The sequence below is a fragment of the Bradyrhizobium genosp. A genome (assembly GCF_049949275.1).
In the GTDB taxonomy this organism is placed as follows: Bacteria; Pseudomonadota; Alphaproteobacteria; order Rhizobiales; family Xanthobacteraceae; genus Bradyrhizobium.
The window spans coordinates 3,266,720-3,279,188 of record NZ_CP188196.1; the positions used below are offsets into that span (position 1 = coordinate 3,266,720).

10 protein-coding genes and 1 riboswitch are annotated in these 12,469 nt (G+C 64.6%); of the genes, 8 read left to right on the plus strand and 2 right to left on the minus strand.

Annotation, left to right across the window (positions count from 1 at the left end):
• Positions 1 to 57: 57 nt before the first annotated feature.
• Positions 58 to 259, plus strand: a riboswitch (cobalamin riboswitch).
• A 117-nt stretch (positions 260 to 376) separates the two neighbouring features.
• Complete coding sequence (locus tag ACP2YP_RS15060) at positions 377 to 2,731, plus strand: TonB-dependent receptor (RefSeq protein ID WP_426425030.1); 2,355 nt, start codon at positions 377 to 379, stop codon at positions 2,729 to 2,731.
• Positions 2,732 to 2,743: 12 nt separating this feature from the next.
• Complete coding sequence (locus tag ACP2YP_RS15065) at positions 2,744 to 4,177, plus strand: PepSY domain-containing protein (protein WP_426425031.1); 1,434 nt, start codon at positions 2,744 to 2,746, stop codon at positions 4,175 to 4,177.
• A 9-nt stretch (positions 4,178 to 4,186) separates the two neighbouring features.
• On the opposite strand, the gene ACP2YP_RS15070 is transcribed toward ACP2YP_RS15065, so the two are convergent.
• Positions 4,187 to 5,320, minus strand: a complete 1,134-nt coding sequence (locus ACP2YP_RS15070; protein ID WP_426425032.1) for an MFS transporter — start codon at positions 5,318 to 5,320, stop codon at positions 4,187 to 4,189.
• A gap of 245 nt (positions 5,321 to 5,565) precedes the next feature.
• Between ACP2YP_RS15070 and ACP2YP_RS15075 the strand changes: the two genes are divergently transcribed.
• The 6 genes from ACP2YP_RS15075 to ACP2YP_RS15100 are packed head-to-tail and all read left to right on the plus strand — an operon-like array spanning position 5,566 to position 11,249.
• Positions 5,566 to 5,742, plus strand: coding sequence for a hypothetical protein (locus ACP2YP_RS15075; protein WP_426426489.1), 177 nt, complete (start codon positions 5,566 to 5,568; stop codon positions 5,740 to 5,742).
• A gap of 34 nt (positions 5,743 to 5,776) precedes the next feature.
• Positions 5,777 to 7,381, plus strand: coding sequence for an ABC transporter substrate-binding protein (locus ACP2YP_RS15080; protein WP_426425033.1), 1,605 nt, complete (start codon positions 5,777 to 5,779; stop codon positions 7,379 to 7,381).
• 17 nt (positions 7,382 to 7,398) lie between these two features.
• A complete protein-coding gene (locus ACP2YP_RS15085; RefSeq protein WP_426425034.1) occupies positions 7,399 to 8,340 on the plus strand; it encodes an ABC transporter permease in 942 nt (313 codons plus the stop codon).
• On the plus strand, positions 8,337 to 9,260 hold the full coding sequence (locus ACP2YP_RS15090; protein ID WP_426425036.1) for an ABC transporter permease: 924 nt from the start codon (positions 8,337 to 8,339) through the stop codon (positions 9,258 to 9,260). The genes ACP2YP_RS15085 and ACP2YP_RS15090 overlap by 4 nt, the downstream gene beginning before the upstream one ends.
• Positions 9,261 to 9,279: 19 nt before the next feature.
• Positions 9,280 to 10,269 (plus strand): ABC transporter ATP-binding protein, encoded by a 990-nt coding sequence (locus tag ACP2YP_RS15095; protein WP_426425037.1) that lies wholly within the window; start codon positions 9,280 to 9,282, stop codon positions 10,267 to 10,269.
• The gene (locus tag ACP2YP_RS15100) at positions 10,266 to 11,249 is read left to right on the plus strand and encodes an ABC transporter ATP-binding protein (protein WP_426425038.1); all 984 of its coding nucleotides are present in this window, start codon (positions 10,266 to 10,268) and stop codon (positions 11,247 to 11,249) included. The genes ACP2YP_RS15095 and ACP2YP_RS15100 overlap by 4 nt, the downstream gene beginning before the upstream one ends.
• Positions 11,250 to 11,465: 216 nt before the next feature.
• On the opposite strand, the gene ACP2YP_RS15105 is transcribed toward ACP2YP_RS15100, so the two are convergent.
• The gene (locus ACP2YP_RS15105; protein ID WP_426425039.1) at positions 11,466 to 12,452 is read right to left on the minus strand and encodes a helix-turn-helix domain-containing protein; all 987 of its coding nucleotides are present in this window, start codon (positions 12,450 to 12,452) and stop codon (positions 11,466 to 11,468) included.
• Positions 12,453 to 12,469 lie beyond the last annotated feature (17 nt).

Consider the following 12,469-nt stretch of genomic DNA (forward strand, 5'->3'; position numbering starts at 1 on the left):
AGTTGGCCGCTGTGGCAATATCGCCGCAACAGGCACATTGACTCTGTCTTCGCCGTAATCCTAGATGGCGATGACGGTTTCCCCGAGAGGGGATGAAAAGGGAATGCGGTGCGGGGACATTGTCCCCAATGCCGTAGCTGCCCCCGCAACTGTAAGCGGTGAATCCTTCGTCAGAAGCCACTGGGTCCTCGGTCCCGGGAAGGCGACGAAGCGGTCACGACCCGCGAGCCAGGAGACCTGCCGTCAGCCGTGGTCACACGCGAAGATGTCGGTCGGGGAGTACAGACATTCGGCTCCATCGGAAGGCTTACAAGCCGGAAGATGGGACCTTGGTTCGCGGTGACGTGCCACTGACGTCACACCGAGGTCCAAGACCGTGTCTTCCGTCCGTATTGCGCGACCGCGCCGCTTTCTGCTGGCGTCCGGTCTCACATTTTTTGTCGCCAGCGACATGCCAGCCGCCTTGGCGCAGCAGGCCCGCGAACCCCTGCCGCCCGTGGAGGTGTCGGCCCCGCAATCACGCAAGCCCGCCAAACCGGCCGGCCGGGATGCTGCGAGCGCGCACCGGGCGGCAGCGCGCAGGCCCGCCGCGGCACCGGCCGCGGCAAACCCGGTCGTGCCGAATGCCGCGGCCCCGACGCCGCTCAACAGCAACGCCGTCGCCGAGAGCGCCTCGCGCCTTGGCCTGACCGTGCGCGAGATACCCGCGACCGTCGAGGTGATCTCCGCCGAGACCATGCGCGAGCAGGGCTACCGCACCGTCTCCGACGTCGCGCAAGGTGCGGTCGGCGTCACTGCGGGCGACAATCCGGCCGAGCCCTCGGCTTTCTCGATGCGCGGCTTCACCAACAGCCAGATCAACACGCTCTACAACGGCATCAAGATCGGCCCGCAGAACATGACCTCGCGGATCATGGACACGGCCAATCTCGAAGCCGTGGAAATCCTGAAAGGGCCGGCCTCCCTGATCTCGGGCGAAGGCGCGGCTGGCGGCGCGATCAATTTCGTCAGCAAGCAGCCGCACACCGGGCCGATCCGGAACGAAGCGGACTTTTCCTGGGACTCGCTCAATTCGTTCCGCGCGCATTACGGCTCAGGTGGCAGCACGAATGTCGAGGGCCTCGATTACCGCTTCGACGTCAGCCGTTCCTCGCTCAACGGCTTTGCCGACGACACCAACACCAGGACGTTCGACGTCTCCGGCCAGCTCAATTATCGCATCTCCGACAGTCTCAAGGTCTGGGGCGCGATCGAATTTAGGGAAGACCGCTCCAAGGCCTATTGGGGTGCGCCGCTGGTGCCGGTGGCCTTCAGCGGCTCGCACGCGACGGCACGCATCGTCTCGGGCACTTACGTCTCGAACTTCAACGGAACCAATCTCGGACCGATCACGATCGACGATCGCACCTTCAACACCAACTACAACGTCCTCGACAATCGCAACGTCGCGCAGGAGATCTGGCTCCGCGGCGGCTTCGAGCTGAAGCTGGCGCCCGACCTGACCTTGAAGAGCCAGGCCTATGCCTATGGCGCGGAACGCTCGTGGTTCAACAACGAGGTCGAGGCGTTCAACACTGCGACGAACGCGGTGGACCGCAGCCGCTTCTATGTCGCACACAGCCAGCGCCTTGTCGGCAACATCACGGACCTGACCTGGGATGCGAACATCGCAGGCTTCGACAATCGCCTGGTCACGACGCTGTCGTCGAGCTATCTCGATTTCGTCCGGCCGGGCGCCGCCAACTTTCCTGGGGATTCCGTTGATCTCGTCGATCCTAACCGCGGCTTCTACGGCCTGCTGACGACCAAGCAGCAGACCGCGCGTATCGACAACGAGGCGCTGTCGTTCGAGGACCGCCTGAAGCTAACGCGCACCTTCTCGCTGATCGGCGGCCTGCGCGTCGAACATATCGGGCTCGACCGCAACTCGACCGACGTCAACGGCCTGGAGAAGGCGAGCTTCCCGTTCACGAAGGACTGGGCACCTGTGACCGGCCGCATCGGCTATACCTGGGAAGCCGTTCCGGGGCTGACTTTCTTCAGCCAATACGCCACCGGCGCGGACATCTCGGCCAACAATATCTTCCTGCTCGCACCGACCCAGCCGCTGGATCTTACGACCGCGCGCACCTACGAGACCGGCGTCAAGCACGTGTTTTGGGATAACAGGGCGGAATGGTCGTTCTCGGCCTACGACATCCTGCGCAAGAACGTCTACGCGGCGGCCGGCGGCATGCAGCTCAACGTCGCGGGACGGCAGGAGTCCAAGGGTATCGAGCTTGCCGGCTCGATCCGCCCGATCGAGCCTTTGCGTCTCTGGGGCAACATCGCCTATGTCGATGCGCGCTATGCCAACTATGATTTCGCCGGCGGCTCATTCTCGGGCCACACGCCGCCGAACGTGCCGCGCATCGTCGCCAATGCCGGCGCGTCCTGGCGCTTCTTCACGCCCTGGCCGGTGGAGGTCGGCATCACCGGCCGCCATGTCGGCGACCGCTACAACAGCGACGCCAATACCGTGACGCTGAATGCCTATACTGTCGGCGATGTCTACGCGTTCATCGACATCCCCAAGACGGTCTTCAATGCCGTCGACCAGGCGCGCCTGACCTTCCGGGTGCGCAACTTCACCGACAAGCGCTATGCGATCTGGGGCGATCCGTTCTACCCCGACCAGATCCTGCTGGGCGCGCCGCGGACGTATGAAATCTCCGCGGCGTTCAAATGGTAGGGCGCTGACCCCATGATGAGCGCGATCGTCCTCTCGCACCGCTGGCTCGGGGTCGCGTTCTGCCTCCTGTTCGCGATGTGGTTCGCGAGCGGAATCGTGATGCACTTCGTTCCGTTTCCGTCGCTAACGGAAGCGGAACGCTTTGCCGGGCTCGCGCCGGTGGAGCGGTCACAGCGGATCATTGGGATTGCCGACGCGGTCGCAGCGAGCGGGATCGCGGACGCGACGCGCGTTGGCCTGATCCAGCGCAGCGACGGGCCGGTCTATGTCGTGTCGGGAGCGTCGCGTCTGCGCGCGGTCCGTGCATCGGATGGGGCCGATGCGTCGGTGGAATCTCCCGGTGTCGCACTCGCCATCGCCCGGGCTCACGCCCGCAGCCGCGGGCTCGATGCCGCGCGAGCCGCGCTCATTGCACGCGCCGATTACGATCAATGGAGCGTTCCCAACGGTTTCGATCGCCACCGGCCGCTGTTTCGCGTCGCGCTCGGCGATGTGGCTGGGACCGAGGTTTACGTCTCATCGCGCACTGGCGAGGTCGTGCTGGATACGACCCGCAGCGAGCGTGGATGGAATTGGGTCGGCAGCGTCCTGCACTGGATCTATCCGACGGTTCTCAAGAGCAACTGGTCGCTGTGGGACAAAATGGTCTCGACCTTGTCGCTGGTGGCCTTGATCGCGGCGGTGCTGGGAGCGGTGCTCGGCGTCATCAGGATCAGGATTCGCGGACGCCGGATCTCGTCGCCCTATCGTGGCTGGCACGCCCTGCATCACATCATCGGGCTCGTGTCGACCGTTTTCGTGCTGACCTGGATTTTCAGTGGCTGGCTCTCCATGGATCACGGCCGGCTGTTCTCGCGTGGGCAATTGACCTCTGCCGAGGCCGCCGTGGTGAACGCCGTGTCGGACTTGCGCGCGTCTCCATCCCTCGGTCAGCCGCCCATACCGTTCCCGGTGCGTGAAGTCGAATGGTTCGCCTTTAATGGCGGTCTCTATCGGCGCGACTGGATCGGCCTTGGCAGTCAAACCCTCACCAAGGCCGGCGAGCCAACCAGCAATCGGCAGACGGCATTCCTGGATGAGCAGGAGATCGCGAGCTTGATCGCGCGTCTCGCCTCCGGATGCGGTGCGCCGGTCGTTCTTGCGGATAACGACGACTATCCGGCTCAATCCGTCGTTCCCCGTGCGCCCGTCTACCGCTCCCGCTGCGGTGATCTCTGGTTCGACATCGACGGCGCCGACGGCAGCGTGCTGCAACGGCTGGACGCCTCGCGTCGGGCCTATCGCTGGACCTACAGCGCGCTGCACACGCTCAATTTCCCGGTCCTTATGGCGCATCCGCGTCTGCGCGATGTGCTGATCGTCGGGCTTTGCGCGCTGGGCCTGGTGTTCTCCATCACGGGCATCGTGATCGGCTGGCGCCGTCTGCAGTCGAAATTTGCTGCATGACGTACCTTTCTATTTTGCGGTGACGGCGCGCGCGGACAGCGTGACGAGGCACATCAGCGCCGCGAGCATCCAGAATGCCATCGGCAGGCCGACGGCGTGGGCGACAAAACCGATGCCGGCGGGGCCAACCAGAATGCCGGCATAGCCGGCGGTGGTGATTGACGCCACCGCGAGCCCGGTGGGCATCACGGTCTGCCTGGCGGCGCGGCGGAACAGCACCGGCACGAGGTTCGATGCGCCGAGGCCGATGAACAGGAAACCGGCGATGGCCATGGCCTTGCTCGGCGCGAGCAACAGCACGGCAAGACCTGCGACGGCAAGCAGGCTTCCACCGACCAGCGTTGCGCGATCGCCGACACGCGCCACGACGGCATCGCCGCCGAGCCGCCCGGCGGTCATCGCGATCGAGAACACGATGTAACCGATCCCGCCCTGGGCCTCGCTGACGAGGCCCGTGCCGATGACGAGCAGCGCGCCCCAGTCGAGCATCGCGCCTTCGATCAGGAAGGTGATGGCCGCCAGCAGCGCCAGCAGCAGCACGATGCCATGCGGCAGCACGAACAGCGGTCCCTCCGGCGCCTGCGCCGAGCGCAGCAGGCGCGGCCAGGCGAGCGCCATCGCGATTAGCATCAGCACGGAGCAGATCAATGCACATGCGAGTGGTCCAAGATGAAACGACAACAGCGCCGTCATCACCGCCGATCCGGCGAAGCCGCCAATGCTGAAGAGCGCGTGAAAGCCCGACATCAGCGGTTGTCCTGCCGCGCGTTCGACCTCGACGGCATGAATGTTCATGGCGACATCGATGGAGCCGAGCGCAGCGCCGAATGCGAGCAAGGCAATCGCCAGTGTCACGGGCGTGCCTGCGATGACCAGCAGGGGCAAGGCCAGGGCGAGACCGATCCCGCCTGCGATGATGATCGGCCTGGTGCCGTGGCGTGCGCTCAAAATGCCGGTCGCGAGCATCGCGACGACCGAGCCGATGCCGAGGCTGAGCAGCAGCAAGCCAAGGACCGCGTCATCGACCGCGAGCCGCTCCTTCGCGAACGGCACCAGCGGCGCCCAGCACGCGATGCCGAAGCCGGCGACCAGGAACGAGAGGCGCGTGGCGAGCCGCGTCGCCGGCCGGTCGGCTGATGTCATTCGTGATGCTCCGGAGGGGATTGGGGGATTGAGAGGGGTGCAGTTATAAACCGAAGCGAGGAGAGAGGTTCCGTATGCTTGTAGCTCGGAAAGAGCGACTTGTCCGCCGAACGGGGCGGACGGCATGAAAGCTGCTTGGCTGGAAAAACGGCGCGGGGCCGTTATGCTGCGCGCGCCGACACGCCCCTGAAGCTGCGATCCCCCAGCCTCGCCAAGAAATCTGCCAAAAAATCTGGAACTCGCTGATGCGCATCGTCAATGTTGCCGCCGCCCAGATGGGCCCGATCCAGAAAGCCGACAGCCGCGAGGCTCTTGAGGTCTTGGCCAGCAAAAAGGCGATGAGATCCCGCTGGCGAAGGTTCATTTACTGGCATACCATTTGCACGCTAATGGGTTCGGTTTCACCTGCCATTGGCCAATGAACGGCCGGCATCACGGCATTACTGGGAGGACTTCATGGATCGCAGGACCGTATTGAAGGGACTGGCTGGCGCGGGCGGTCTGGCATTGTCCGGTGGCCTTTCGGCGCCGGCGATCGCGCAAGGCGCCGCAGCCCGGACCCTGCGTTTCGTGCCGCAGGCTAATCTTGCCAATTTCGACCCCATTTGGGGCACGCAGTATGTCGTGCGCAATGCCGCGGCGCTGGTCTGGGACACGCTTTACGGCATCGATTCCTCGCTTCAGCCGCAGCGTCAGATGGTCGAGTCCGAGGAAGTGACCGACGACGGCACGACCTGGACGTTCAAATTGCGGCCGGGCCTCAAATTCCATGACGGCGAGCCGGTGCTGAGCAAGGACGTCGTCGCGAGCCTATCGCGCTGGGCGGCACGCGATCCGATGGGCCTGATGATCAAGGCGCTGCAGCAGGAGCTCACCGCGGTCGACGATCGCACCTTCAAATGGGTGCTGAAGCAACCCTTCCCGAAGATGCTCTACGCGCTTGCGAAGAACAATTCGCCCTGTGCGTTCATCATGCCCGAGCGCATCGCGCAAACCGATCCGTTCAAGCAGATCGGCGACTATGTCGGCTCCGGACCGATGAAGTTCGCCAAGGGCGAATGGGTGCCCGGCGCGAAGGCGGTGTTCGAGAAATTCGCCGACTACGTGCCGCGGCAGGAGAAGGCGTCGTGGCTCGCGGGCGGCAAGCAGATCCTGATCGACCGCGTCGAATGGATCGTGATGCCGGATGCAGCGACTGCGGCCGCCGCGCTGCAGAACGGCGAGGTCGATTGGTGGGAGAGCCCGATCGCCGATCTCGTTCCGGTCCTGAAGAAGAACAAGAACATCAGCGTCGACATTGGCGATCCCCTCGGCAATATCGGCTCGTTCCGCATGAACTTCCTCTATCCGCCCTTCAACGACGTGCGGGCCCGGCGTGCGGTGCTGATGGCGATGAGCCAGGAAGACTATATGCGCGCGATCATCGGCGACGATAATTCGCTGTGGAAGCCGCTGCCCGGCTACTTCACGCCCGATACGCCGCTCTACAGCGAGATGGGCGGCGAGATCCTGAAGGGCAAGCGCGATCTCGACGCGGCCAAGAAGCTGCTCGCCGAGAGCGGCTATTCCGGCCAGCCGGTGACATGCCTGGTCGCGCAGGACCAGCCGATTACCAAGGCGCAAGGCGACGTCACCGCGGATCTCCTCAAGAGGCTCGGCATGAATGTCGACTTTGTCGCCACCGATTGGGGCACGGTCGGCTCCCGCCGCGCGGCCAAGACGCCGCCCGGACAAGGCGGCTGGAACATGTTCCACACCTGGCACGCCGGCGCGGACTGTATCAATCCTGCGCCCTACACCGCCATTCGCGCCAATGGCGACAAGGCCTGGTTCGGCTGGCCCGCCAGCCCCAGTACCGAGAAGGAGGTCTCGTCCTGGTTCGAGGCCAAGAACCTCGATGAGGAGAAGGCTGCGATCGGTCGCCTCAACAAGGCGGCGCTGGATGACGTCGTCTACGCGCCGACCGGCTTCTTCCTGAGCTACACCGCGTGGCGCAAGAACGTCTCCGGTATCGCCAAGGGACCGTTGCCGTTCTTCTGGGGCGTATCGAAGACCGCATGATGCTGCGCTGAGGCCAGATGCTCTCCTATATCCTCCGGCGCATCGTCGCCACCTTGCCGGTGATGGCGATTGTTGCACTATTCGTGTTCAGCCTGCTCTATATCGCGCCGGGCGATCCCGCCGTGGTGATCGCAGGCGACCAGGCGAGCCCGGAGGATGTGGAGCGCATCCGCCAGGGCCTCGGCCTCGACCGTCCCTTCCTGATCCAGTTCGGCAGCTGGGTCTGGCGCATCCTGCATGGCGACCTCGGTACTTCGATCTTTACCAACCTGCCGGTGTCGACGATGATCGGGCAGCGTCTCGGACCGACGCTGTCGCTGATGACCGTCACGCTTCTGCTCACGATCGTCGTCGCGGTGCCGCTGGGGGTGGTCGCGGCATGGAAGGCGGGAAGCTTCATCGATCGCGCCATCATGGCGTTCGCCGTGTTCGGCTTCTCGCTACCCGTCTTCGTCGTCGGCTATGTCCTTGCCTACATCTTCGCGCTGGAGCTCGAATGGCTTCCCGTGCAGGGCTACACGCCGCTCACGGAGGGCTTCTGGCCGTGGCTGCAAAACCTGATCCTGCCGGCGATCGCGCTCGGCTGCGTCTACATCGCGCTGGTCGCGCGCATCACCCGCGCCACCATGCTCGAAGTCTTGCAACAGGACTATATCCGCACCGCGCGCGCCAAGGGGATGGGGCAAGGCGGCATCCTGTTCATTCACGCATTGAAGAACGCGGCGGTGCCGATCGTGACCGTGATCGGGATCGGCATCGCGCTCCTGATCGGCGGCGCGGTCGTCACCGAAAGCGTGTTCGCGATCCCCGGTCTCGGCCGCCTCACGATCGATGCGATCCTGCGCCGCGATTATCCGGTCATCCAGGGCATCGTGCTGCTGTTCAGCTTCGTCTACGTCCTCGTCAATCTGATGATCGACGTCACATATACGCTCGTTGACCCGAGGATCCGCTATTGACCGATACGACCGTCACCCCGCAGTCGCTTCCCGGCGGCTTCGTCCTCGCGCCGCAGCTGCCGGAGATCCTGCGGCCGGTCAGGATCCGGCGCGGCTTCCTCGGCTTCCTGCGCGGCCATCCGACGGTCGCGATCGGCGGCGCGTTGCTGCTGATGCTCGTCCTGATCGCGGTCTTTGCGCCGTATCTCTGGACGGTCGACCCGACTGCGCTCGCGCCCGCCAAGCGCACCCGGGCGCCGTCCGCAGCCTACTGGTTCGGCACCGACGTGCTTGGCCGTGATATCTATTCACGCGTGCTATTCGGCGCGCGGGTTTCGCTGACCGTCGGACTATCAGTCGCCATATTCGCATCCGTGGCAGGTCTCGCCATCGGCATGGTCTCGGGCTTCGTCCGCTGGGCCGACGGCATTCTGATGCGCTTCATGGACGGCCTGATGTCGATCCCGCCGATCCTGTTGGCGATCGCGCTGATGGCCTTGACGCGCGGCAGCGTCGGCAACGTCATTCTGGCGATTACCATCGCCGAGATCCCGCGCGTTTCGCGCCTGGTCCGCAGCGTCGTATTGTCGCTGCGCGAGCAGCCCTATGTGGACGCCGCAGTCGCCTGCGGCACGCGCACACCGATGATCATCCTGCGCCATATCCTGCCCAACACGCTCGCGCCGATGCTGGTGCAGGCGACTTACATTTGCGCCAGCGCCATGATCACGGAGGCGATCCTGTCCTTTATCGGCGCCGGCACGCCGCCGACCATTCCGTCCTGGGGCAATATCATGGCCGAGGGCCGCGCGTTGTGGCAGGTCAAGCCTTACATTGTGTTCTTCCCGGCGGCGTTCCTCTCCGTCACCGTGCTCGCCGTCAACCTGCTCGGCGACGGCCTTCGCGATGCGCTCGATCCGCGCATGGCCAAGAGCCTGTGATGTCGAGAGGCTGATCGCAATGGCGTTGCTCGAAGTCGAAAATCTGCAGACCCACTTCCGCACCCCCAGCGGCATCAACCGCGCGGTGGACGGTGTGTCCTTCCATGTCAACGAAGGCGAGACGCTCGCCATCGTTGGCGAGTCAGGCTGCGGCAAATCGGTGACCTCGATGTCGCTGATGCGGCTGATCCCGGAGCCACCGGGCAGGATCGCGGGCGCCATTCGCTTCGCGGGCAGAGACCTCCTGCAATTGCCGGATCGCGAGATGCGCGCCATCCGCGGCAACGACATCTCGATGATCTTTCAGGAGCCGATGACCAGCCTCAATCCGGTCCTGACCGTCGGCCGTCAGATCCGCGAGACGCTGATGATCCATCAGGGCCTGGACAAGCAGGCCGCCGAGGCGCACGCGATCGAGATGCTGACACTGGTCGGCATTCCCGAGCCGAAGCGGCGCGTGCGCGAATATCCGCACCAGCTGTCCGGCGGCATGCGCCAGCGCGTGATGATCGCGATCGCGCTGGCCTGCAATCCAAAGCTCCTGATCGCGGACGAGCCGACCACTGCGCTCGACGTGACCATCCAGGCGCAGATCCTGAAGCTGATGCTGGACCTGAAACATCGGGTGGGGGCGGCGATCATCCTGATCACCCACGATCTCGGCGTCGTCGCCGAAATCGCCGAACGCGTCATGGTGATGTACGCCGGCCGCAAGGTCGAGGAGGCGCCGGTGACTGAACTGTTCCGCTCGCCGCGTCATCCCTACACGCAAGGCCTGCTCGGCGCCGTGCCGCGACTCGGCTCTTCGTTGACTGGCACCGCGAGGCGGCTTGCCGAGATCCCCGGACAGGTGCCTGACCTGCGCAGGCCCATCACCGGCTGCGTCTTCGCCGGCCGCTGTGCGCTCGCGACCGATCTCTGTCGACAATATGCACCGGGGCTCGAGGAGAAGGGGCCGCGCCACATCGCTGCCTGCCACTACGCCGCCAAGGGAGCGGTTGCGGCATGAGCCCTCCGCTGCTCCAGGTCAACGACCTCAAGAAACATTTTCCGGTCAAGACCGGCCTGTTCGGGCGCAAATCCGAATGGGTCTACGCGGTCGACGGCGTGTCGTTCGAGATCGCGAAGGGCGAGACGCTGTCGCTGGTCGGCGAGTCCGGCTGCGGCAAGTCGACAGTCGGGCGCGCGATTCTGCGGTTGTTCGATGTGACGTCCGGCCAGGTCATCCTCGACGGCCAGCGTATCGACGACGCACATCCGAGCACGATGCGTCAGCTGCGGCAACGTATGCAGGTGGTGTTCCAGGATCCGTTCTCGAGCCTCAATCCGCGTATGCGCGTGCGCGATATTCTCGCGGAGCCGATCCGGAATTTCGGCCTCGCCAAGTCAGCGATCGATCTCGAGACGCGCGTGACGGCGCTGATGGATACGGTGCGCCTGCCGCGGGAAGCGCTGAACCGCAGGCCGCACGAATTTTCCGGCGGCCAGCGTCAGCGCATCGGCATTGCACGGGCGCTCGCGGCCGAGCCGGAGCTGATCGTCTGCGACGAGGCGGTGTCGGCGCTTGACGTCTCGGTCAAGGCGCAGATCGTCAACCTGTTGCAGGATCTGCAGCGCGAATTTGGCCTCGCGCTGCTCTTTATCAGCCATGACCTCGCGATCGTCGAGCACATGACGCACCGGGTCGCGGTGATGTATCTCGGCAAGATCGTCGAGGTGGCGCCGCGCCGGGAGATCTTTGCCGCGCCAAGGCATCCCTATACCAAGGCGCTGTTGTCGGCGGTCCCGCTGCCGGAGCCCGGAGCTCAGCGCAATCCGATCATCCTCAAGGGAGACGTGCCGAGCCCGATCAATCCTCCGAGCGGGTGCCGCTTCCATACCCGCTGCCCGTACGTGTTCGATCGCTGCAGGATCGAAGAGCCGCAGCTTCGTTCGACTGAGGGCGAGCAATGGGTGGCCTGCCACCTCGATGCGCTGCCAGCGGGATAGCGAGGCCGTCTGTTTCGTCGGTATCTCAACCGGTCCGCAAATATTTCACTTTGCAGAAATTCGGCACCGGCCCGCATTCGTGACGGCTGAACGCCGTGGCAAGAGAAAAGGGGGCCGTCCTGTGGGGGTGCAGGGCGGCCCCAGGAGGCTCGTAGGCCCGGGAGGAGGAGGGCGCGAGCCGACGCAAGCGGCAGGGCACTTACGCCAAAACCATTCTCATGCGGCGGTACCCGCGCAACGGTCGCCATCCCAGAATCGACGCCGTCGCGGCAGCGTTTCAATGTCAGGCCGCTGGTTCCTGGAGGCCGCACGCCATCGTGCCGGTGTCTGGCCGCTGATACGCTTGAACACGGTGGAGAAATGCGCCTGGGTGCTGAAGCCGACGGCAAGGGCAATCTCGGCCAGCGGTCTCTCACTCGCGGTCAGCATCGACTTCGCCTGCTCGATGCGATGATTGAGCAAATATTCGCGCGGGCGATAGCCGGTCGCTGCGCGGAATTGCGCGGCGAAATGCATTCGGGACAGCCCGGCAACGCCGGCGAGCTCGGACAGGCTGACGCTGCGCTCGAAATGGGCGGCGATATGCTGTTCGACGCGGCGCAGACGCCATTTCGGCAGGGCGTTGACCTTGGCGCGCGGCAATTCGGGCCGCGCCAGGCGCATCGCAAGGATTTCGCCGATACTGCGCGCAAATTCGTGGCCCGCGGTATCGCCTTGTTCGGCAAGTGCCTTGGTCAGCCCCGCGGCGAGCGGATCGCGCAGCAGAACGAGATCGTCGAGCTCATCGGTCGCATCCGGCGACCATCGTGCCGGGAAATGGTCGGCGGATATATGGAAATGCAGGAAGTCGCAGGGCCCCTGGAATTGCGCGCTCAGCTGTCGCGATGGTGCGCTTACATACAACGTGCCTGATGGCATGGTGCCGTCGAAGATGATCTGGCGTTCCCTGGTCAGTTTCGCTCGCGTCGTTTTCAGCGCGATGCCGACAAAGTATCGGCCATCAGGCGTCGTCGCCTCGTGCCATTTGGTGTCCCGCGAATCTTCCCATCGCGAGATCGTGATGTCCTCGACTTCCGAGCTTGATGCGACCTGGCGCCATTCGTCTTCCCGGGTGATCGCCTGGGTCGCATGAGGGATTTCCTGATCCCGCGGGCCGGCCGGACGATCAATCCAAGGGTAGGCCGTCTGCGATTCGGTCAACATTGCTCATCCTCTCTCAG